Source organism: Cupriavidus sp. GW822-FHT02D05 (assembly GCF_058802485.1).
In genome coordinates this window covers 437,654-457,929 of sequence record NZ_JBXAOE010000001.1, presented here as the reverse complement: position 1 = coordinate 457,929, position 20,276 = coordinate 437,654, and the positions used below count along the sequence as shown (strand labels likewise).

At 67.4% G+C, this 20,276-nt stretch carries 20 protein-coding genes; 18 read left to right on the top strand and 2 right to left on the bottom strand.

Annotated elements, in window-relative coordinates; all coding sequences use genetic code 11:
• Window positions 1-184: 184 nt before the first annotated feature.
• Window positions 185-454: a hypothetical protein gene (locus AC1RQK_RS02095; protein ID WP_150984521.1), complete on the top strand. Its 270-nt coding sequence runs from the start codon at window positions 185-187 to the stop codon at window positions 452-454.
• 102 nt (window positions 455-556) lie between these two features.
• On the opposite strand, the gene AC1RQK_RS02090 is transcribed toward AC1RQK_RS02095, so the two are convergent.
• Entirely contained in the window at window positions 557-1,171 is a 615-nt protein-coding gene (locus AC1RQK_RS02090) for a TetR/AcrR family transcriptional regulator (protein WP_492374221.1), read from the bottom strand.
• Between the two features lie 188 nt (window positions 1,172-1,359).
• On the opposite strand from AC1RQK_RS02090, the gene AC1RQK_RS02085 reads away from it, so the two are divergent.
• The 9 genes from AC1RQK_RS02085 to AC1RQK_RS02045 all read left to right on the top strand — a co-directional run bounded on the left by AC1RQK_RS02085 (window position 1,360) and on the right by AC1RQK_RS02045 (window position 9,167).
• Window positions 1,360-2,703, top strand: a complete 1,344-nt coding sequence (locus AC1RQK_RS02085; RefSeq protein WP_492807395.1) for an NAD(P)/FAD-dependent oxidoreductase — start codon at window positions 1,360-1,362, stop codon at window positions 2,701-2,703.
• Window positions 2,704-2,708: 5 nt separating this feature from the next.
• Complete coding sequence (locus AC1RQK_RS02080; RefSeq protein WP_492807394.1) at window positions 2,709-3,557, top strand: DUF1365 domain-containing protein; 849 nt, start codon at window positions 2,709-2,711, stop codon at window positions 3,555-3,557.
• A complete protein-coding gene (locus AC1RQK_RS02075) occupies window positions 3,554-4,768 on the top strand; it encodes a class I SAM-dependent methyltransferase (protein ID WP_492807392.1) in 1,215 nt (404 codons plus the stop codon). The genes AC1RQK_RS02080 and AC1RQK_RS02075 overlap by 4 nt, the downstream gene beginning before the upstream one ends.
• A 1-nt stretch (window position 4,769) precedes the next feature.
• A complete protein-coding gene (locus tag AC1RQK_RS02070; protein WP_492807390.1) occupies window positions 4,770-5,300 on the top strand; it encodes a chalcone isomerase family protein in 531 nt (176 codons plus the stop codon).
• A complete protein-coding gene (locus AC1RQK_RS02065; protein WP_492807388.1) occupies window positions 5,297-6,625 on the top strand; it encodes an MFS transporter in 1,329 nt (442 codons plus the stop codon). Before AC1RQK_RS02070 ends, AC1RQK_RS02065 begins: the two co-directional genes overlap by 4 nt.
• Window positions 6,622-7,179 (top strand): DUF3833 domain-containing protein, encoded by a 558-nt coding sequence (locus AC1RQK_RS02060; RefSeq protein ID WP_492807386.1) that lies wholly within the window; start codon window positions 6,622-6,624, stop codon window positions 7,177-7,179. Before AC1RQK_RS02065 ends, AC1RQK_RS02060 begins: the two co-directional genes overlap by 4 nt.
• 64 nt (window positions 7,180-7,243) lie before the next feature.
• Window positions 7,244-8,029 carry an SDR family NAD(P)-dependent oxidoreductase gene (locus AC1RQK_RS02055; protein ID WP_492807384.1) on the top strand — a complete coding sequence of 262 codons (786 nt, stop codon included), beginning with the start codon at window positions 7,244-7,246 and terminating at the stop codon, window positions 8,027-8,029.
• Complete coding sequence (locus AC1RQK_RS02050; protein ID WP_492807383.1) at window positions 8,029-8,529, top strand: nuclear transport factor 2 family protein; 501 nt, start codon at window positions 8,029-8,031, stop codon at window positions 8,527-8,529. Before AC1RQK_RS02055 ends, AC1RQK_RS02050 begins: the two co-directional genes overlap by 1 nt.
• A 167-nt stretch (window positions 8,530-8,696) precedes the next feature.
• Complete coding sequence (locus AC1RQK_RS02045) at window positions 8,697-9,167, top strand: ion channel (RefSeq protein ID WP_492374229.1); 471 nt, start codon at window positions 8,697-8,699, stop codon at window positions 9,165-9,167.
• A gap of 41 nt (window positions 9,168-9,208) precedes the next feature.
• Here the strand turns inward: AC1RQK_RS02045 and cls are convergent, their stop codons facing one another.
• Window positions 9,209-10,642 carry a cardiolipin synthase gene (gene cls, locus AC1RQK_RS02040; protein WP_492374230.1) on the bottom strand — a complete coding sequence of 478 codons (1,434 nt, stop codon included), beginning with the start codon at window positions 10,640-10,642 and terminating at the stop codon, window positions 9,209-9,211.
• Window positions 10,643-10,796: 154 nt separating this feature from the next.
• Here cls and AC1RQK_RS02035 point away from each other — a divergent pair, with 154 nt between their 5' ends.
• From AC1RQK_RS02035 to AC1RQK_RS02000, 8 genes are all read left to right on the top strand, one after another.
• On the top strand, window positions 10,797-11,822 hold the full coding sequence (locus tag AC1RQK_RS02035) for an aldo/keto reductase (protein WP_492374231.1): 1,026 nt from the start codon (window positions 10,797-10,799) through the stop codon (window positions 11,820-11,822).
• A gap of 244 nt (window positions 11,823-12,066) precedes the next feature.
• On the top strand, window positions 12,067-13,956 hold the full coding sequence (locus AC1RQK_RS02030) for a potassium transporter Kup (protein WP_492807381.1): 1,890 nt from the start codon (window positions 12,067-12,069) through the stop codon (window positions 13,954-13,956).
• A 144-nt stretch (window positions 13,957-14,100) separates the two neighbouring features.
• Entirely contained in the window at window positions 14,101-15,081 is a 981-nt protein-coding gene (locus AC1RQK_RS02025; protein ID WP_492807379.1) for a 3-oxoacyl-[acyl-carrier-protein] synthase III C-terminal domain-containing protein, read from the top strand.
• Complete coding sequence (locus AC1RQK_RS02020; protein ID WP_492807377.1) at window positions 15,078-16,094, top strand: NAD-dependent epimerase/dehydratase family protein; 1,017 nt, start codon at window positions 15,078-15,080, stop codon at window positions 16,092-16,094. Before AC1RQK_RS02025 ends, AC1RQK_RS02020 begins: the two co-directional genes overlap by 4 nt.
• Window positions 16,072-16,878, top strand: coding sequence for an MBL fold metallo-hydrolase (locus AC1RQK_RS02015; protein ID WP_492374235.1), 807 nt, complete (start codon window positions 16,072-16,074; stop codon window positions 16,876-16,878). Before AC1RQK_RS02020 ends, AC1RQK_RS02015 begins: the two co-directional genes overlap by 23 nt.
• A complete protein-coding gene (locus AC1RQK_RS02010) occupies window positions 16,878-18,176 on the top strand; it encodes a F390 synthetase-related protein (RefSeq protein WP_492807375.1) in 1,299 nt (432 codons plus the stop codon). The genes AC1RQK_RS02015 and AC1RQK_RS02010 overlap by 1 nt, the downstream gene beginning before the upstream one ends.
• Window positions 18,173-18,817, top strand: a complete 645-nt coding sequence (locus AC1RQK_RS02005) for a phosphatase PAP2 family protein (RefSeq protein ID WP_492807373.1) — start codon at window positions 18,173-18,175, stop codon at window positions 18,815-18,817. The genes AC1RQK_RS02010 and AC1RQK_RS02005 overlap by 4 nt, the downstream gene beginning before the upstream one ends.
• Window positions 18,814-19,917, top strand: a complete 1,104-nt coding sequence (locus AC1RQK_RS02000; protein WP_492807372.1) for a sterol desaturase family protein — start codon at window positions 18,814-18,816, stop codon at window positions 19,915-19,917. Before AC1RQK_RS02005 ends, AC1RQK_RS02000 begins: the two co-directional genes overlap by 4 nt.
• Window positions 19,918-20,276: the final 359 nt, after the last annotated feature.

Sequence of the window (20,276 nt, the reverse complement as noted above, 5' to 3'; positions counted from 1 at the left end):
AGAGGGGCAGCACCACGATCGCGAACTGCGCAGACTTGTATGCAAAGTCTGTCAGCACGTTGACCGCCTGGCGTCGTGGCTGGCCATGTTTCAATTTGACTTTGCGTTGCTACCAGCGAGGCAGCATGGTGCCTGGACCGATTTTCCCGCCCCAGCCCCCTCCCCTTTAAGACCATTGACGGCGATGAAGGAAAAACAAGAATACTGCCCGCTTTGCGGCACCCAGGCCGCAGCCCGTGCCCGTCGAGGCAGCTACGGGCAATGGGTGCGGTACGACTGCGACAACCCTCAGTGCGGCCCGGTGGAGATCAGCACCAAGGCCCGCCGCAGCCTGCGCGAGCCCGCCCGGCAGGCCGAGCTCCGCGCCCTGGCCCGCTCCAGCCGCGAACACGGCAAGGTGCCACGCGTCGGCTTTGACGGGCCGCGCGGCGAATTCTACGTCGAGTTCGACTAGGCCCGCCTCCCCGGGCCGGGCGCTGCCGGCGCGCATCCAATCCCCGCTGCGCACCGTACATGTAGGCATCAGGACCCCAGCGCGCGGCTTGCCCGCGCCCGCCTACAAGTGACTACGCATCCCTTCAAAGCTGACCTTGAGCATGTGCTCGACGATCGCGTCGGTGCCCAGCTTGCTGTACAGCTGCAGGTACTCTACGGCCGGATCGCAAGTGCGCGCGTAATAGCTGAACAGGATCACCTCGTCGGGCAGCGACGGGTCGAGCTCGCCCGCCGCCTTGGCCTCGGCCACGAGCTGTTCCAGTTGCCGGTTGAGCTTGAGCACGCGCGTGACGTAGCGCAGGTTGCGCGTGAGCATTTCGCGCACATGCGGGCTGGTGGATGGCAGGAACGGCAGCCCGCCGGTCAGGCGTACCCGCAGCGCCCACTCGAGCAAGGCGCGCAGGCGCGCCAGCCCCGTGAGATCGCCCGGGAGCTGCTCCAGGTACTCGAGCGCGCCGTCGATCAGCCGGATCAGCGCTTCGCCGACCAGGTCCTCCTTGGATTTGAAGTGCTTGTAGAGGCTGGGCTTGGAGATGCCAACCTCCAGCGCCACGTCGTCCATGGTCATCAGGTCGAAGCCCTTGCCAGCCAGGATGCGGGTCGCCGCATCGAGGATCGCGTCCTCACGCAGCTTGAAAGCCTGGTCCTTGAAACTCAGCCTGCCGAAAATACTCATTAGTAAATCTCGCTACTATGTAGTAATCTTTTTTCCAACACGGTACGAAACCATCTTAGCACCCATCCAGGCAAAGCGATGTCGAATTCAGGAAATCCCCAGCACTGCCGCCCTGCAACCGCTGCCAGTCAAGCTGCCACAAGGGCTGGCGCTATTGGCGAGCGCGCGCTCGCCAGCCAGGAACCGGCATGAGCGGCGCGCCCGGAACCTATCCGCGCGGCCAGCGCATCGCCGTGGTCGGCGCAGGCATCTCCGGCCTGGCGAGCGCCTATCTGCTGTCGCGTCGGCACAACATCACATTGTTTGAAGCCGGTGACTACCTGGGGGGGCATACCAACACGGTCGAGGTCGAGCTGGAGGGCGCGCGCCATCCCGTGGACACCGGCTTCCTTGTGTTCAACGACCGCACCTATCCCAACCTGATCGCGCTGTTCGCCGAGCTTGGGGTCACGGCCTACCCCACCGATATGTCGTTCTCGGTATCGCTGGACCAGGGCCGGCTGGAATGGGCCGGCAGCAACCTCAACACCGTGTTCGCGCAGCGCCGCAACCTCTTTTCGCCCAGCTTCCTGTCGATGCTGCGCGATATCGTGCGCTTCAACGGTGCCGCCGAGCGCAACCTGGCGCTGGCCATCCGGAGCGGCTGCTCGGTGGACCAATTGCTGCTCGACGGCGGCTATGGCCAGCCGTTTCGCCACAACTACCTGCTGCCGATGGCGGCGGCGATCTGGTCCAGCGCGACCGCCGATATCCTGCGTTTCCCTGCCGCCACCTTCCTGCGCTTCTGCCTCAACCACGCCTTGCTGCAGGTCAACAACCGGCCGCAGTGGAAAACGGTGCAGGGCGGCGGGCGCGATTATGTACAGCGGATCGCCGCGCAACTGGCGCAGCGCGATGCCGCCATCCGGATATCGACGCCCGTGCGCAGCATCCGCAGGCATGAGCGCGGCGTTGACCTGCTGACCGAAGATGGCCCCGAGCACTTCGACGCGGTGGTGCTGGCCACCCATGCGCCCACCACGCTGCGCATGCTGGCGGACGCGGATCCCGGCGAGCGCCATACGCTTGGCGCGGTGCAGTACCAGCCGAACCTGGCGATCCTGCATACCGATCCGGCCCTGCTGCCGCGCCGGCGCAAGGTGTGGTCAGCCTGGAACTACCTGGGCGGTGCCGTTGGCACCCACGATGCGGGCCCGGGCACGCACGATCATGCCGGCCACACCCGCCCGGTCTGCGTGAGCTACCTGTGCAACCAGCTCCAGCCATTGCCCTTCAAGACCCCGGTGGTGGTGACGCTCAACCCCGTCACCGCGCCAGCGCCCGGCACGGAACTGGGCCGCTATCACTACCAGCATCCGGTCTTTGACCTGGCCGCCGTGGCGGCGCAGTCCGCGCTGCCCGCGTTGCAGGGCCGGCGCCGCACCTGGTTTGCCGGGGCCTGGACGGGCTACGGCTTCCATGAGGACGGGCTCAAGTCCGCGCTGCGCGTGGCCGCCGATTTCGATGTGCTCCCAGACTGGGCCAGGCTATGAGCGGCATGGAAGACCACCTCGCCAGCAGCCCCGCCGACGCGCCGCCCGCGTGGTTGCTACTTGGCCGCGTGATGCATGAGCGCCTGCGTCCCGCACGCCACCGCTTTGTGTATCCGGTGTTCTACCTGCGCTGCAATCTCGACCGCCTGCCTGCCTTGCGCCACTGGTGGTTCGGCATCGACCGCTGGGCGCCGCTGTCGCTTGCCACGCGCGACTACGGCCCGCGCGATGGCAGCGACCTGGCCGCGTGGATGCGCAAGCTGCTGGCCGAGGCCAACCTGCCGGCCGACGGCGAGATCTGGCTGCAGACGTTCCCGCGCGTGTTCGGCTATGCCTTCAACCCGGTGAGCTTCTGGCATTGCCATGACCGCGCCGGCCAGTTGCGCACGGTGCTGGCCGAGGTCAACAACACCTTCGGCGCCAGCCACCGTTACTTGCTGTGCGCGCCCGACCGCTGCGCAATCGGCCCCGACACCGTGCTGAGCTGCCACAAGGCGCTGCATGTGTCGCCGTTCTGCGTGGTCGAGGGCAGCTATGCGTTCCGCCTGCGCGATACCGGCGGCACCAGCTTTGCCGGCATTGACTACTACGACGCCACGGGCCTCGTGATCCGTACCGCGATCGGCGGGCGCCGCCTGCCGTTTTCGCGCGCCAATGTGCTGGGTGCGCTGGCGAGGCAGCCCTGGCTCACGGTGTCGGTGATGGCGCGCATCCACTGGCAGGCACTGCGCCTGTGGCTGAAGAAAGTGCCGTTCCGCGGCAAAGACCCAGGCCCCGGTGCGGATCCCCCCGGCCCGACCAGTTTCCCCAACCCCTCCGCCAACCTGTCGCAGTTCGAGGAAAACAAGCCATGACGCCCTCTCGCGCGCTAACCCTGCCGCCCGACGGTGCCCCTGCGTCAGCCCGTCTTTTCTTAACCCTGCTCGCGCGCATCCGCGTTGGCCACCTGTTGCTGGTCGCGCCCTCGGGTGAGCAGTGCCTGTTTGGCGATCCGCATGCCGGACCCGGCGCGCGCCTGGAACTGCGCGACTGGCGTGCCTGTGCCGAGATCCTGCGCGCCGGGGACATCGGCTTTGCCGAAGCCTACCGCGCAGGCTGGCTGGATACGCCGGACCTCACCGCGCTGCTGCGCCTGGCCATCCGCAATGAGTCCGCGCTGCCGCAGACCGTGGTCGGCAGCTGGCTTGCGCGGCTGTGGTATGGCCTGCGCCACCGGCTGCGCCCCAACAGCCGTACCGGCAGCCGCCGCAATATCCACGCGCACTACGACCTGGGCAACGCCTTCTACCAGCGCTGGCTGGACCCGACCTGGACTTATTCGGCCGCGCTGTTCCAGGGCGAGCGGGCCCGGCCGCTGGAAGCGGCGCAGGACGCCAAGTACCAGCATATCGTCGACACGCTCGGCCTCAAGCCCGGCATGCGCGTGCTGGAGGTGGGCTGCGGCTGGGGCGGCTTTGCCATGCATGCGGCAAGGCAAGGGATCCACGTGCACGGCATCACCATCTCCTCCGCACAGCTTGAGGTAGCGCAGCAACGCGTGACCCAGGCCGGTCTGGAAGGGCTCGCCCGGCTGGAGCTGCGCGACTACCGGGATCTCGATGGCGAGTACGACGCCATTGTCTCCATCGAGATGTTCGAGGCCGTGGGCGAGCGCTATTGGCCCGGCTACTTCCAGATGCTGCACCAGCGCCTGCGGCCCGGCGCGCGCGCGCTGGTGCAGTCGATCACCATCGAAGAGCCGCGCTTCAAGGCCTATCGCGCGAGCAGCGACTTTATCCGCGAGTACGTGTTCCCGGGCGGCATGCTGCCCAGCCCCGAGCGATTCCTGAGGGCTGGGTTGCGGGCCGGGCTGGAAAGCCGCGTCACGCTGGCGTTTGGCCCGGATTACGCCGAGACGCTGCGGCGCTGGCGCGCGGCCTTCGAGCAGGGGCTTGATGATGTCGCCGCGCAGGGCTTCGATGCGGTCTTCATCCGTACCTGGCGCCTGTACTTGTGCTACTGCGAAGCCGGATTCGACGAAGGCCGCACCGACGTCATGCAGTTCGTGCTTCAGCGGAATGCCTGAGATGCGCCGCGCTGCCGCCGCCCTCGCCATGGCCATCCTCTGTATCCCAGCGCTTGCCGCGACGGGCTGGCACGCAGACGTGCAGCCCGCCCGGCTATCGGGCGAAGGCGAATTTCGCGTGTTTGGATTTCGCCTCTATACCGCCCAGCTCTGGAGCGCACAGCTGCCGATCGCGCCGGATGCGCCCTTTGCGCTGCAACTCACCTACGACCGCAGCATCAAGCGCGAGCGCCTGGTCGAAACCAGCCTGGACGAGATGAAGCGCATCGGCAGCGCCGGCAACACGCCGCCCAGCCCGCAGATGCTCGATAGCTGGCGCGCCAGCATGGCACAGGCGTTTGTCGACGTGCGCCCGGGTGACACGCTCACTGGCGTGTTCATGCCAGGCAAGGGCGTGCGCTTCTACGCAGGTGATCGGCTGACCACCGAGATCGACGACCCCGCCTTCGCGCAGGCGTTTTTCTCGATCTGGCTCGACCCCGCCACGCGCGCGCCGGCGTTGCGCCAGCGCCTGCTTGGGCTCGCACGATGACCGCGCCGCACCTCGGCAGCGCGACTGCCGCGACGCCCACCGCGCCCAATCCCGATCCGGCCCTCCCAGCGCCCGCCCCGGCATCCGCCATGGCTGCCTATGGCCTGCTCGGCATGCCGCTGGCCATGGCCGCCCTGCCGGTCTACGTGCAGGTGCCCGCCTACTACGCGAGCGAGCTCGGGCTGGCCTTGTCCGCGACCGGCACGGTGTTGTTCGCCGCGCGGCTGCTCGACACCGTGCAGGACCCATTCCTCGGCCGCTGGATCGACCACCTGGCGCAGCGCGGCAAGCTGGCGCCGGCGTTGTGGCTGGCGTGCCTGGTGCTCTCGGCCTCCTTTGCCATGCTGTGGCTGCCGCCCGTGCGCGGCGGGGCGCTGGCCGCCTGGCTGGCGCTCTCGCTGGTACTGGTCTACAGCGCGCACAGCGTGGTCAACATTGCTTACCTGGCCTGGGGCGCGCGCCTGTCTGGCGAGCCGGCCACGCTGACCCGCGCCGCGGCCTGGCGAGAGGCAGCGGGCCTGGCCGGGGTGATGCTGGCCAGCGTCCTGCCTACCTGGCTTCCGGGCGTATCGGGCTGGCCCGCCGCGCCGGCCATGGCGTGCTATGCCTTGGTGTTCGCCGCCTTGCTGCTGGGCGCGCTGGCGTTGCTGCTGCGGCACGCGCCGGCCTGGCGCCACCACAGCGCTGGCGTGCACGGTTGGCGCGCCACGCTCGCCAACCGTGCATTCCGGCGCCTGCTGCTGCCGTATTTCCTCAATGCGGTGTCGGTCTCGATACCGGCTACGCTGGCTCTGTTCTTCATCCAGGATCGGCTGGGCGCGCCACAGTGGTCCGGCGCGTTCCTCGCCACCTATTTCGCGGCGGGCGCTGCCGGCCTGCCGCTCTGGACCCGGCTTTCCGCGCGCATCGGCCTCGCGCGGGCGTGGCGGCTTGGCATGGCGCTGGCGGTGGCCGCCTTTGTCTGGGCGGCCGGCCTGGGCACAGGCGACACCGGCGCCTACCTGGCCGTGTGCGTGCTGGCGGGGCTTGCGCTTGGCGCCGACCTGGCGCTGCCGCCGGTGCTGCTGGCCTGCCTGATTCCCCCCGGCGAGCAACCCGCCGGCTACTACGGCATCTGGAGCCTGCTGGGCAAGCTGGCGCTCGCGTTGTCGGGCCTGGCGCTGCCATTGCTGGCCTGGTGCGGCTACCAGCCTGGCGCGGGCGGCACGGCGGCCGGCAGCCATGCCCTGGCGCTGGTCTACAGCGGCCTGCCCTGCCTGTTCAAGCTCGGCGCCATGCTGTGCCTGCGCACGGCCCAGGCACCACAGATGGAGGACCCGACATGATTCGCCTTGCCCCGTCGCGCTGCGGCAAACACCTGCTGCTGTACGCCGCGCTATGGCTGGCTGCCTGCGCTGGCCCGGACGTTTCGCAGTACGCGCAGCAGCAGCCCGCGCTCGATGTGCCGGCTTTCTTTGGCGGCAAGACAGAGGCCTGGGGCATGTTCCAGAAACGCAGCGGCGAGGTGGTCAAGCGCTTCACGGTAGCCATCGAGGGCCGCCGGCAAGGCAGCGATTTCGTACTGGACGAGCACTTCACCTACAGCGACGGCAGCACCGAGCAGCGCACCTGGACGCTGACGCGCCAGCCCGACGGCACCTGGCGCGGCCGCGCCGGCGACGTGGTGGGCGACGCGATCGGGCACAGCGCTGGCAACACGCTGAACTGGCGCTACACGCTGCGGCTGCCAGTGGGAGACGCTACGTATGACGTGCAGTTCGACGACTGGATGTACCTGGTCGACGCGCACACCATGATCAATCGCGCCAGCGTCTCGAAATTCGGTTTCGAGGTTGGCCAGGTCACGGTGTTCTTCCGGCGCCCGCAATCGCTGCAATAGCCGCAATGACCGCAATGACCGCAATGACCGAATCGCGGCTGCGGCGCAAATCAGAGAGGCAACCATGGCCTGGACGGCACTCAACCCCCGCTGGACGGATTGGCGCGAAAAGCGGGTCTGGCTGGTCGGCGCATCGAGCGGTATCGGCGCGGCGCTGGCGCGCGCCCTGCTTGCGCGCGGCGCCTGGGTAGCCCTGTCGGCGCGCCGGGCTGAAGCCCTCAAGGCGGTTGCCGGCGAGCATGCGACGGCGCTGCTGCTGCCGATGGATGCCACCGACCCCAACGCCTGGCGCCAGGCGCATGACGCGTTGCGCGAGGCCTGGGAAGGCGTGGACCTGGTGGTGTTTTGCGCGGCCGATTATCGTGCGTTGCGCCCCTGGGAGCTGGAAGCCGAGAGCGTGCGCCACACCATCGAGACCAACCTGAACAGCGTCTACTACGGGCTGCAGGCCACGCTCACCGACATGCTCGCGCGCGGTAGCGGCAGCCTGGCGCTGGTCGCCAGCGTGGCCGGCTACATGGGCCTGCCCAACGCCACCGTCTACGGGCCGACCAAGGCCGCGCTGATCAACCTGGCCGAACTGCTCTACGCCGAGCTGCATCCGCGCGGGCTTGGCGTCTACCTGGTCAACCCGGGATTCGTCAAGACACGCCTGACGGCCAACAACGCGTTCCCGATGCCTGCCCTGCTCACCCCCGAGGCCGCCGCCGAGGCCATCCTGCAGGGGCTGGCGCGCGGCCGCTTCGAGATCGATTTCCCGCGCCGCTTCACCCGCCTGCTCAAGCTCGCCAGCCTGTTACCCTACCGGCTGCGCCTTGCGGCTCTGCAAAAAGTGATGGACGCGCCGTGATGCCCCTGACCCGCCCGAACGCATTGACGGAGTTGACCGAATTGGCCGAGTTGACCGAATTGACAGAATTGACAGAGTTGACAGAGTTGACCGCCCTGCTGCGATGGTACGAAACGCTCTCGCCCGCCTCGCTGGGCGACATCGCGCGCTTCTATGCCGACGATGCCCGCTTCAAGGATCCCTTCAACGATGTGCGCGGACGCGAGGCGATCCGCCGGATCTTTGCGCACATGTTCGTCGCCACGGACAACCCGCGCTTTGTGATCGGTGAGCAATTCCGGCAGCCGGGCCAGGCGTTTGTGCTGTGGGACTTCCACTTCACCCTGAAGGGCAAGCCCTACCAGGTGCACGGTAGTTCGCATTTTCGCTTTGACGACGATGGACGCGTGACACTCCATCGCGACTACTGGGACGCCGCGCAGGAGCTCTGGCAGCAACTGCCCTGGCTCGGGCCGCTGGTAGGCTGGCTGCGCCGCCGCTTCGCCACGCCGCTTCCCTAGCCGCGCCAGTGCGCTTCGGGCTGGCATTGCGCGTGATCCCCCGTTACATTCCAAGCAGTTTGTGACCGTGTGCGGCCATGCGCCGGGGAACATCCCGGCGGCAAGGGCGGTCATTACCCGCGTGCCGCGCCCAACCGAGGCGATCCCGGCCCGACAAGGAATGCCCAATGAACCTCACCGTCCACGACCTCCTGGCCTTGGCCTGCGCCAGTATCCTCACCGTGACCGTGGTCGCCATCCACTACGAAGCCCTGCGCCTGCTGTCCGGCATGAATCCGCGCCGCTGGACCGGCCGCGTCAACGTTGGCGTGCTGATCGTCTGCATCATCCTGGCCCATAGCCTTGAAGCCATGGTGTTTGCCGTCGGCTACTGGGTGGCGGGCCATGTGCTGGGCCTGGGCGGCCTTGCCAGCGCCCATCCCATCACGCCCATCGTCTACCTCTACTTCTCGCTTGAAACGTTCACCACGCAAAGCCTGGGCGACATCGCGCCGGTCGGCGCCACGCGCCTGCTCGCCAGCATCGAGCCGCTGGTGGGCCTGATCCTGATCGGCTGGTCGACATCCTTCACCTACATCATCATGCGCCGCGACTGGCCAACCGGCACCTCGAGGCAATCGGCGCAAGCGGATCTGTAGGCACGGCGCACGGCGCGCAGGGCCTGGCGCACGGCACATGGCTATAGGATCGGCGCAAATAGCGTGGCCACGTGCATCGCCACGCGGCGCAGCGTCGGCGCGGCGGTGTATTCGCTGCGCTCGATCTGGCAGGCCTGCGCGAAGTCCGCCTCCAGCATGTGCGTCACGCTGGCGGCAAAATCGCGGTCCGCGGTCATCACCATCAGCTCGAAATTGAGCCGGAACGAACGGTTATCGAGATTCGCGCTGCCAACCGCCGCGGCCTCATCGTCGATCAGGATGACCTTCTGGTGCAGGAAGCCCGGCTGGTAGCGATAGAGCTTCACGCCCGCGCAGACCGCCTGGTAGGCATACAGCGTGGAGGCGGCGAACACCACGAGATGGTCGGGGCGCGCCGGCAGCAGGATGCGTACGTCGACCCCGCGCAGCACCGCCAGCCGAAGTACGGCGAACACGGCCTCGTCCGGCACGAAGTACGGGCTGGTGATCCACACCCGCCAGCGCGCCGCCTGGATCGCCTCGACGAAGAACAGCGAGCAGGTCTCCTGCGCGTCGGCGGGGCCGGACGGCACCACCTGGCAGGTCATGCCCCCGGCAGGTGCTGCCGGCGGGGGCAGCAGCATCGGCACCTCCCGCGCGGCCCAGAACCAGTCTTCGGCAAACACCATCTGCAAGTCCAGCACGGCGCTGCCGCGGATCTCGATATGCGTGTCGCGCCAGGGTGCCAGCGGCGGCTTTTGCCCGAGGTACTCGTTGCCGACGTTGTGACCGCCCGTAAACGCGCATTCCCCATCCACCACCACCAGCTTGCGATGGTTGCGGAAATTGAGCTGAAAGCGGTTGACAAAGCCGCGCCGCGTGGCGAAGGCGCGCGCCTCCACCCCGGCAGCCAGCAGCACCTTGACGTATTGGCCGGGCAACGCATGCGAGCCGATGCTGTCGTAGAGGAAATACACCTTCACGCCCGCGGCGGCGCGTTCGCACAGCAGGCTCTGCAGGCGCCGCCCGAGCGCGTCGTCGTGGACGATGAAGAACTGCACGATCACCACCTGCCGCGCGGCGGCGATCGCCGCAAAGATGGCTTCGAACGTCGCCTCGCCGTTGACCAGCAGCCGCACCGCGTTATTGGCCAGGCAGGGCATGCCGGTCAGCCGGGGCAAGGCGCGCAGGTAAGGCTGGGCGGGCGAGTGCACCACGCTGGCGTCGCGCGCCTCGCGCTCGTGCGGCTCCATCTCATGCGTGACCTCGCGCAGCCGGTCGTTGTTGAAGCGCCGGGCATTCACGTAGCCGGCAAAACTGCTGCTGCCGAGGATCAGGTACGGGATCAGCGTGAAATACGGCATCATCACCAGCGAGCCGGCCCACGCAATGGCGCCGGGCGCGGTGCGCACCGTCATGACCGCATGCAAGGCCGCGACGACGCCAAGCAGATGGAACACCAGCACGATCGCCGCGACGAGGGAGGGGCTGAGCATGATCGTTAGATTTCGCCTTGGCGGAGCCGGACCACAATGGCTAGCATTCTGGCATAGCCGCGCCCCGGGGCAGGCAGAATTTCCTCGCAGGCGTTAAGCTTTCACGCCTTACCGCGTTACTGCCTGACCGCCAGCCACATCAAGGAAGACCGCAATGTCAGAGTTCAAGATGGAATACCGGCGCCTGGGCGCCAGCAACCTCAAGGTATCGGCCCTGTGCCTCGGCACCATGATGTTCGCCGACCAGACCGACGAAGCCGAGGCCGGCCGCATCGTCGACAGCGCTCGCGCGCACGGCGTCAACTTCATCGACACCGCGGACGTGTATAGCAAGGGCGGCTCCGAGCGCATGGTGGGCAAGCTGCTCGCCGCCGACCGCCATGACTGGATCCTGGCCAGCAAGCTCGGCAATCCGATGCAGGCTGCGCCCAACCATTCGCACTACTCGCGCGCCTGGATCCTGCGCGAAGTCGAGCAAAGCCTGGGCCGCCTTGGCACCGACTACCTCGACATCCTCTACCTGCACCGCGACTACCCCGGCGAAAACCTGGAAGAACCCGTGCGTGCCATGGGCGACCTGGTCCGTGCCGGCAAGATCCGCTACTGGGCCTTGTCCAATTTCCGCGGCTGGCGCATCGCCGAGGTCGCACGCTTGTGCGACCAGCTGGGTGTGCCGCGCCCGGTGGTTTGCCAGCCTTACTACAACCTGCTCAACCGCATGCCCGAGGTGGAAATCCTGCCGGCCTGCCAGCACTTCGGCCTTGGGGTGGTGCCCTACAGCCCGATCGCGCGCGGCGTGCTCACCGGCAAGTACCTGCCCGGCCAGCAGCCCCCGCAAGACTCACGCGCAGGCCGCGCCGACCGCCGCATGATGGAAACGGAATTCCGCGAGGAATCGCTGGTGATTGCCCAGACGCTGAAGGCGCATGCCGATGCGCGCGGCCTCAAGCTGGGCCAGTTCGCTACCGCCTGGGTATTGGCCAACCCGATCGTCAGCTCGGTGATTGCCGGGCCGCGCACGCTGGCACAGTTCGAGGATTACTTTGGCGCCGTCGGCGTGCCCATCTCCGCCGAAGAGGAGGCCCTGGTCGACCAGCTGGTGCGCCCCGGACATGCCTCCACGCATGGCTACAACGATCCGAACTATCCGCTGACCGGGCGTCCGGTTCCGGCAGCCTGATCGCGTTGCCCGCCAGGGTGGCCCGCCCGCAGGCGACCCTGCCCACAACCGGTTCGCCTGGCAACCTGCACGCACGGTTGCCGGGCCGCCGGCCCTGGCCAACGGCTCGCGCTCGGGCCGGTCCGCGTTTCGCGGACAGATCGCGGGTTTTGCCTCGCGATTATCATCATGTTGGCTTACAAACCATGATCTGCATCCCGGGCTTCCCGGAATGTTCTTCAATGGGTTGCCTGGAGAGATAGTCATGCCGCAAGCCCCTGCGCTGATCGATACGCCCGCTAAAACCCGTTCCGGCCTCGCCGTCATGGGGCTGTCCGCACTGGGCGTGGTATTTGGCGACATCGGCACCAGCCCGCTCTACACCCTGAAAACCGTGCTCGCGCTCTCGGGGGGCAAACCGTCGGCACCGGTTATCCTGGGCCTCTTGAGCCTGCTGATCTGGACATTGATCATCATCACGACGGTAAAGTACGTGTCCTTCGCCATGCGCATCGATAACAACGGCGAAGGCGGCATTCTCGCCTTGATGTCGCTGTTGGGAATCAAGCAGAAGAAACGCCCGCTGGTGGTGGCCGCCGGGCTGTTCGGGGCGGCATTGATCTATGGCGACGGCGCGATCACACCCGCCATCTCCGTGCTCTCCGCGCTGGAGGGGCTGGAGATTGTCTTTCCCGAGGCCAAATCCATTATCCTGCCGGCCACGGTGGCCATACTGGTGGCGCTCTTTGCCATCCAGCCGATGGGAACGTCCCGCATCGGCAGGGCCTTCGGGCCGGTGATGGCATTATGGTTCTTTTGCATAGCCGTGCTCGGCATTCGCGGCATCCTGTTGCACCCGTCGATCCTGATTGCGCTCAATCCGATCTATGGCCTGGAATTCCTGTTCTCCAATGGCTATACCAGTTTCCTGGTGCTGGGCGGCATTTTCCTCTGCGTGACCGGCGCCGAGGCGCTGTATGCCGACATGGGCCATTTCGGCCCGCGCCCGATCCGCCTGGCATGGTCCGCCATCGTGTTCCCCAGCCTGCTGCTTAACTATGCCGGACAGGCCGCGCTGGTGTTGTCCGGGGCCGATTCAACGCACAACATCTTTTACCTGCTCTGCCCGCCGCCGCTGCTGGTGCCCTTGGTTATCCTGGCCGCCGTGGCGACGGTGATCGCCAGCCAGTCCATTATTACTGGCGCGTTTTCCATGACGCGCCAGGCGATCCTGCTGGGATGGCTGCCGCATCTGCAGATCAGGCAGACCTCCGAGGAGGGCTACGGGCAGATCTACGTTGGCACGGTCAACTGGCTGCTGATGGTGGTGACGGTCAGCCTTGCACTGTTCTTCAAGTCATCGGATCAACTGGCCTCCGCGTATGGCATCGCCGTTTCCCTCACCATGCTGATGACGTCCGTGCTGCTGTTTATCGCCATGCGCGATATCTGGGGCTGGAGCCTGTGGGCCAGCGCGGCCGTGTCCGGCGTCTTCCTGATCATCGACGGCGGGTTCTTCGTGGCCAATCTCGCCAAGGTACTGGATGGCGGGTATATCCCGTTGATGCTGGCGGTGGTTGTCTACAGCGTCATGTTGATCTGGCATCGGGGCACGGCCGCGATTTCGGCAGCCATCAACGAAGACATCCTGCCGATCGACGCGTTCCTGGGCGAGGTGCAGGCAAAGCACATTCCGCGCGTGCCCGGGACCGGGGTGTTCCTGACGCGAACGCTGGATGGCACGCCGCCGGTGATGCTGTGGCATGTCAAGCGCAACCACGCCTTGCAGCAGAAGATCCTTGCCGTGAGCATCGTGACGGAGACGGTGCCATGGATCAAGGATGCCGAGCGCCTGACGCTAACGCAACCGATGCCGGGTTTCTGGCGCGCCAACGCCCGCTACGGCTTTATGGAGCGGCCCGATATTCCCAAGCTGCTGCTACAGCCCCAGATGCTGCCCTGCGGGCTGGACCTGGGCACCATCACCTACTACATGGGCCTGGAGACCATCGTGCTGCGCGAGGGCGACAGCCGGATGCCGCGCTGGCAAGGCAAACTGTTCGCCTTGATGGTCAGGAACGGCATGCACGTTACCGATCTTTTCCGGCTGCCCAGCGATCAGGTGGTGGAGATTGGCCGCCGCGTCTCGATCTGACGATCAAGCGATCGTCAGATCAAGCTCCCCTGCCGGCCAACTCATTACAATACGCACCTTCCTTCGTGACCAACCTCTCTGCTTCTCAAGGATCGATTCGCTCCCGCCGCTCTGTTCACCCCGGCGGGAGACCCAACCAACGACATGCTGCCATTAAGAATCCTGGCCACAGGCAAAGCACTACCTGCCCGGCGGGTCACCTCCGCCGAGCTTGACAAGGTGCTCGGCAAAGCGGCCGGCTACGTCAGGAAAACCGCCGGCATCGACCACCGCTACCATGCTGACCCTGGCGAGACGCAATCCGCTCTGGCCGCCGCCGCGCTGCGCGATGCCATGGCGCGCGGCGGCATCGCCCCGGGTTCGGTCGGCCTGGTCATTTCTGCCGCCGGCGTGCAGGAGCAAGCCCTGCCCTGCACTGGCGCGCGGCTGCTAGAAGCCGCCGGCATCCCAGCCGGCACGCCGGCCTTCGACGTCAACGCCAGTTGCCTGAGCTTCCTGGCCGCCTTGCAGGTGGCGGCCAGCCTGTTGCACAGCGGCACCTACCGCCGCATCGCGGTGGTCGCATCCGACCTCGCCTCTCGCGGGCTGGACTGGAGCCAGCCAGAGGCCTCGCTCATCTTTGGCGACGGCGCGGCGGCGGCGGTGGTGGAGCGTGGCGATGGCAGCACCGGCATCGAGGCCTATCGCATGGAGACCTATCCCGCGGGCAAGGCCTTCTGCGAGATCCGCGCAGGCGGTACCCGCACCAGCCCGCGCATGGGCGCGCGCGAGTCCGACTTCCTGTTCCATATGGAAGGCAAGCGCGTATTCAAGCTGGCCTCCACGGTGATGGACGCCTTCCTGGCCGGCTTGCTCGACGCGGGCAAGCTGCGGCTCGATGAGATCGACGTGGTAGTGCCGCACCAGGCCAGCCACCTTGCCATGAAGCACATCGGGCGCCGCCTCGGCGTGCCGGCGGCGTCGGTGGTGGATATCTACCGTACGCACGGCAATCAGGTGGCCGCGTCCCTGCCCACGGCCTTGCACGAAGCGATGCACAGCGGCAGGGCCAGCGCCGGCTCGCGCGCGCTGCTGCTGGGCACGGCTGCCGGCCTTACCGTGGGTGCCATGGTGCTGCGATTGTGATCACGCTGGTAACCGGTGCAACCGGCGGCCTCGGCCGCAATGCCGTCGAGTACTTGTTGCAGCGTGGCCTGCCCGTGCGCGCCACCGGCCGCAACCCCGCGCAGGGCGAGGCGCTGCGCGCGCTTGGCGTGGACTTCGTGCCGGCGGACCTGGCCACGCTCGATGCTGCACAGGCACGCGCATTGCTGCGCGGCGTGAGCACCGTCTGGCACTGCGCCGCGCTGTCATCGCCGTGGGGCGCATCCGCCGATTTCCAAGCGGCCAACGTGGCCGCTACCGAGCGGCTCGCCGACGCGGCGATCGCAGCCGGCGTTGAGCGCTTCGTGCACGTCTCCACGCCGTCGCTGTACTTCGACTATCGGCACCATCTCGACATTCCCGAGAGCTACCGGCCAGCGCGCTACGCCAACCACTATGCCCGCACCAAGGCGCTGGCTGAGGCGGCGATACGGCTGCGCGCAGGCAACCAGGCCGCCACCGCCTTCGTCATGCTGCGCCCACGCGCCTTGTTCGGCCCGCACGACCGCGTGCTGATGCCGCGCGTGCTGGCGCTGATGGCGCAACGACGCGGCAAGCTGCCGTTGCCGCGCGCCGGCAAGGTGCTGATGGACCTGACCTTTACCCCCAACGTGGTTCACGCCATGCAGCTCGCCAGCACGAGCGCGCAGGTGGCGTCCGGCCATGCCTACAACATCACCAACCACGAACCGCGCCGCTTGTGCCAGGTGCTCGGCCAACTGCTCGGCGACGAACTGGGCCAGCCGCCGCGCCTGCGCCGCCTGCCCTATGCGCTGGCCGACGCCGTGGCGCGTGGCATGGAGGCCTGGTCGGCCCTGAGCCGGCGCGAGCCGGCCTTCACGCGCTACGGCATGGGCGTGCTGCACTACGATATGACGCTCGACAACACGCAGGCCATCGCGGCGCTGGGCTATCGGCCCGCCTATACGATGGATGAGGGAATTCGCCTGACGGCGCAATGGATGCGAGACCATGGCCAGCATCACCACCTTTGAGGCGGGCTTCTGCACGCACCGCGCCTGCATGGCGCTCAAGGGCGCGGGCCTGTCGGTCTGCCGCTTCCCGGCGCGGGCGTACCTGATCGAGGCAGGCGGCAGGCACTGGCTGTGGGATACGGGCTATGCCACGCACTTCCTCGATCACACACGCAGCGGGCTGTTCGCGCTGTACCGCATGGTCACGCCGGTGCATTTCGACAGCAGCGAGGCGGCGGCAAGCCAGCTGCGCGCGGCGGGCATCGGCGCGCGCGACCTCGCCGGCGTGATCCTGTCGCACTTCCACGGGGACCATATCGCGGGACTGCGGGATTTTCCCGGCATGCGCTTCTACTGCTCGGGCGCCGGGTGGCAAGCCACGCGGCTGCTGCGCGGCGTCGGCGCGCTGCGCCGGGGCTTCGTGCCAGGGCTGATGCCCGAGGATTTCGAGCAGCGCGTGGGCTTTATCGAAGCCTTTGCGCGCCAGCCGCTGCCCGTCGCGCTCACGCCGTTCCAGGAGGGCTATGCCTTGCCGGACAGTGACGGGGAAGTCTTCCTGGTAGCGCTGCCGGGCCACGCCGCCGGCCACCTGGGCGCCTTCGTGCAAACGAACGGCGGGTGGGTGCTGCTGGCGTCCGACGCGGCATGGTCGCCCACCAGCTACCGTGAGCTGATCGGCCCGTCGTCCATCGCCAACCTGATCATGGAAGACCCGCGCACCTACCAGGCCACGCTCAGGCAGTTGCACGCCTTGCATCGCAATGGCCAGGTGCAGATCCGCCTGACCCACGAAGGAGCCCTCTGATGCAGTTGCCGCGCATGCTCGGGGCCTACTGGCGCGCGCGCAGGCTGCGCTTTGCCAGCCGCGCCGAACTGGAGGCGCACCAGGCCCGTCAGATAGCCCGCTTCCGCCAGCGCGTGCTGGCGCGCAGCCCGTACTTCGCCCCCTTGCTGTCGCAGCCGATGCAAGACTGGCCGCGCATGGACAAGGCGGTGATGATGGCCAATTTCGACCGCATCAACACGGCCGGGCTCCGCCTTGATGACGTCCTTGCCTGTGCCCGGCAGGCCGAGGCCTCGCGCGATTTCAGCCCGACGCTGCAAGGATTTAGCGTGGGGCTGTCCTCGGGCACCTCGGGCGGGCGTGGCGCGTTTGTGGTGAGCCGGCAGGAGCAGGCGCAATGGGCCGGCACGCTGCTGGCCAGGTTGCTGCCGCGCGGGCTGCTGGCGGGCGAGCGCGTGGCGCTGTTCCTCCGTGCCAACAGCAACCTGTACACGGCGGTGCGCAAGCCCTGGCTCTCGTTCGCGTTCTTCGACCTGTTCACCCCGTTCGAGGATCATCTTGCGCGGCTGGAGCACTATGCGCCCACCATTGTCGTGGCGCCCGCGCAGGTGCTGCGCAGCCTTGCGCTGGCGCGCCAGGCCGGGCGCACGGCACTGCGCCCGGCGCGGGTCGTCTCGGTTGCCGAAGTACTGGAAGCACAGGACCGCGCCTTGCTGGCCAACGTGTTCGGCGAGCCCGGCGAGGTCTACCAGGCCACCGAAGGCTTTCTCGGCGTCACCTGCGCGCATGGCACGCTGCACCTGAACGAGGAATTCGTCCACATCGAGCCGGAATGGCTGGACGAGAGCCAGGAGCGCTTCGTGCCCATCGTGACCGACTTCACCCGCACCACCCAGCCCATCGTGCGCTACCGGCTGGACGACGTGCTGGTGCGGCGCGCGGATGCGTGCCCGTGTGGCAGCCCTGCGCTGGCGCTGTCCCGCATCGAAGGCCGCTGCGACGACATGCTGGTGCTGCCGGGCCGCCTCGGCCAGCCGGTGCAGGTCTTTGCCGACGTGCTATCGCGCGCCTTGGCGCAGGCCCTGCCGCTCGCCGCCGACTACCGCCTGCGCCAGACCGGCGGGCGCACGCTCAGCCTGTATGCCGAAGGCGGCGACGCGGTGCACACGGCTTGCCGCGCGCGGCTGGAAACGGTGCTGGACGGGCTGGGCGTGGCTGTTGCGGATATCGCGTGGCACAACGATGCCGCGCCCCCGGCGGATTTCACCACCAAGCGCCGCCGCATTGTCCGGCTGCGCGAAGCCACGCAAGGCCCGTGACGCACCGCATGCAAAGCGCCGGGGCATGGTGGCGGTGCCGGCAGATGTTGCTGGGCTGGGGCAGCGTCGGCCTGGTCTACGGTAGCACCAGCCTGCTGCGAGGCGCACCGGCGCAGTTGCCCGAAAGCGCGCTGGACCGCCTGATCCCCTTCGATCCTGCCGGCATCTGGCTCTACCTGTCGTTCTTCGCCTTGATACCGGTCAGCTTTGCGCTGGCCCCGCCGCAACGGTTGCGCTGGCTGCGCACGGCGATGCAGTGCGCAGCGCTTGCCTGTGGCGCCGTCTTCCTGGCATGGCCTACCACGCTGGCCTATCCGAGCCTGCCGGGCGACGGGCTGAGCAGCACGGTGCTGGGCTGGCTGATCGCCGGCGACTCGCGGCAGAACTGCCTGCCCTCTTTGCATGGCGCGCTGACGCTGCTAAGCGTCTGGGCGTTGCTCGACCCGCGCCGCAAGCTGCGCAGCGCCTGCGCGATCGGCTGGGGGCTGGCGATCTGCTACTCGGTGGTGCAGACACGCCAGCATGTCTTGCTGGACCTGGCCGCCGGCCTGCTGGTGGGCCTGGCCGCGGGCACGGTGGCCACCTGGCTGGCGCGCCCCAAGGTGTCCGCGGTGACCGTTATCCAAGGACATTCGCAATGAACGCATTCGCGCTCCCCCTGATCGCCATGCTGCTATGCGTGGTGGCTGAGTTGCTGATCCGCAAGCATCGCCGGGGAGAGCCCATTCCCTGGCGTGAGGTGGTGTTCAACCTGGGGTCCGGGCACATCCTGATGTGGTTTTTCCGCGGTCTGGAGATCGCGGCCTTCGGGCTGGTGCTGCGGGTCGCCAACCTGCATTGGATAGACGCATGGCCGCTCGCCTGGCAATGGGTGTTCGGCTTTGTCGCGTGGGACTTCTGCTTCTACTGGATGCACCGGCTGCATCACAAGATACCCCTGCTGTGGGCGGTGCATGTGGTCCATCACCAGGGCGAGCACTTCAACCTGTCGCTAGGCATCCGCAACTCCTGGTACTCGTCGCTCACCAACCTGCCGTTCGTGATCGGACTGGCTGTGGCGGGCTTGCCGCTGGAGATCTTTGTGGTGGTCTCGTCGATCCACTACGCGGTGCAGTTCTACAATCACAACGGCCTGGTGGGCAGCTCCGGCATCCTGGATCGCTTCCTGGTCACGCCGGCGCATCACCGCGTGCACCATGGCACCGCGCCGTGCTACCTCGACCGGAATTTCGGCGGCACCTTCCTCTGGTGGGACAAGCTGTTCGGCACCTTCCAGCCAAGGCTGGCCGACGTGCCGCTGGATTATGGCGTGCCCGGGACACCGCGCTGCGACAACCCCTTGCTGGCAAGCAACCTGCCGTTGCTGCGCCTCATCGGCGGCACCAGCAAGCATCGTGCGCCGCGCGCTGGGTTCCATGTGCCGGACCTGCTCATCGGCCTCGGCGGGCTGCTGCTGTTCGGCATCGTGATCCACTACATTCACCACGATGGCCAGTGGCAAGGGCAGCGGCAAGCGCTGCTGTTCGGCCTGATCTTTGCCGCCACCATCGCCCTGGGCGCCATGAGCGACGGCCGGCGCCGGGGGGCGGCCGCCTGGGTCTTGCTGACGGGCTCGCTGGCGCTGGCCGGGCCGCTGCTGCAGCCCGCTCCCGACTGGCCGGGCGCGTGCCTGTACCTCGGGCTGCTGCTGCACGGTGCCGCCACCCTGCCGCGCTTGCTGCCGCGCACGCTGTCGCGCTGAATTTGTCTGCGTCCACCTTCGCTGGCGAGGCGTCACCCGCCATCCTGTTCAAAATTTAGGCAGTCCGATACATAACCGCCACCATTGGCCAAGCGCGGCACGTCAAGCTCGGTTATCCACACAAGCTGTGGATAACACGATCCGGCAATCGTGGACAAATTGTGTACGGGCGCCGCAACAATCGACTGTGGCCTGGTGCGATACCGGTCGCCTTGTGGATTGGCTCCCCGCCTGCTTTGGGAATCTTCTGCCCGTCCTTGCAGATTGTTCCGAATGATATCTCTCGCTCCGCGGACTATCCTGCCTGGGTCGCCTCGCGGGCAGGCCGGTGGCCGCCCGGCCCTGGCACATTGACAGCC

Coding starts and splice junctions, on each gene's coding strand:
- AC1RQK_RS02015 (WP_492374235.1), top strand. CDS start 16,072: ATGGCCAGCATCACCACCTTTGAGGCGGGCTTCTGCACGCACCGCGCC.
- AC1RQK_RS02070 (WP_492807390.1), top strand. CDS start 4,770: ATGCGCCGCGCTGCCGCCGCCCTCGCCATGGCCATCCTCTGTATCCCA.
- AC1RQK_RS02085 (WP_492807395.1), top strand. CDS start 1,360: ATGAGCGGCGCGCCCGGAACCTATCCGCGCGGCCAGCGCATCGCCGTG.
- AC1RQK_RS02030 (WP_492807381.1), top strand. CDS start 12,067: ATGCCGCAAGCCCCTGCGCTGATCGATACGCCCGCTAAAACCCGTTCC.
- AC1RQK_RS02025 (WP_492807379.1), top strand. CDS start 14,101: ATGCTGCCATTAAGAATCCTGGCCACAGGCAAAGCACTACCTGCCCGG.
- AC1RQK_RS02060 (WP_492807386.1), top strand. CDS start 6,622: ATGATTCGCCTTGCCCCGTCGCGCTGCGGCAAACACCTGCTGCTGTAC.
- AC1RQK_RS02075 (WP_492807392.1), top strand. CDS start 3,554: ATGACGCCCTCTCGCGCGCTAACCCTGCCGCCCGACGGTGCCCCTGCG.
- AC1RQK_RS02095 (WP_150984521.1), top strand. CDS start 185: ATGAAGGAAAAACAAGAATACTGCCCGCTTTGCGGCACCCAGGCCGCA.
- AC1RQK_RS02000 (WP_492807372.1), top strand. CDS start 18,814: ATGAACGCATTCGCGCTCCCCCTGATCGCCATGCTGCTATGCGTGGTG.
- AC1RQK_RS02080 (WP_492807394.1), top strand. CDS start 2,709: ATGGAAGACCACCTCGCCAGCAGCCCCGCCGACGCGCCGCCCGCGTGG.
- AC1RQK_RS02045 (WP_492374229.1), top strand. CDS start 8,697: ATGAACCTCACCGTCCACGACCTCCTGGCCTTGGCCTGCGCCAGTATC.
- AC1RQK_RS02010 (WP_492807375.1), top strand. CDS start 16,878: ATGCAGTTGCCGCGCATGCTCGGGGCCTACTGGCGCGCGCGCAGGCTG.
- cls (WP_492374230.1), bottom strand. CDS start 10,642: ATGCTCAGCCCCTCCCTCGTCGCGGCGATCGTGCTGGTGTTCCATCTG.
- AC1RQK_RS02035 (WP_492374231.1), top strand. CDS start 10,797: ATGTCAGAGTTCAAGATGGAATACCGGCGCCTGGGCGCCAGCAACCTC.
- AC1RQK_RS02090 (WP_492374221.1), bottom strand. CDS start 1,171: ATGAGTATTTTCGGCAGGCTGAGTTTCAAGGACCAGGCTTTCAAGCTG.
- AC1RQK_RS02055 (WP_492807384.1), top strand. CDS start 7,244: ATGGCCTGGACGGCACTCAACCCCCGCTGGACGGATTGGCGCGAAAAG.
- AC1RQK_RS02065 (WP_492807388.1), top strand. CDS start 5,297: ATGACCGCGCCGCACCTCGGCAGCGCGACTGCCGCGACGCCCACCGCG.
- AC1RQK_RS02050 (WP_492807383.1), top strand. CDS start 8,029: ATGCCCCTGACCCGCCCGAACGCATTGACGGAGTTGACCGAATTGGCC.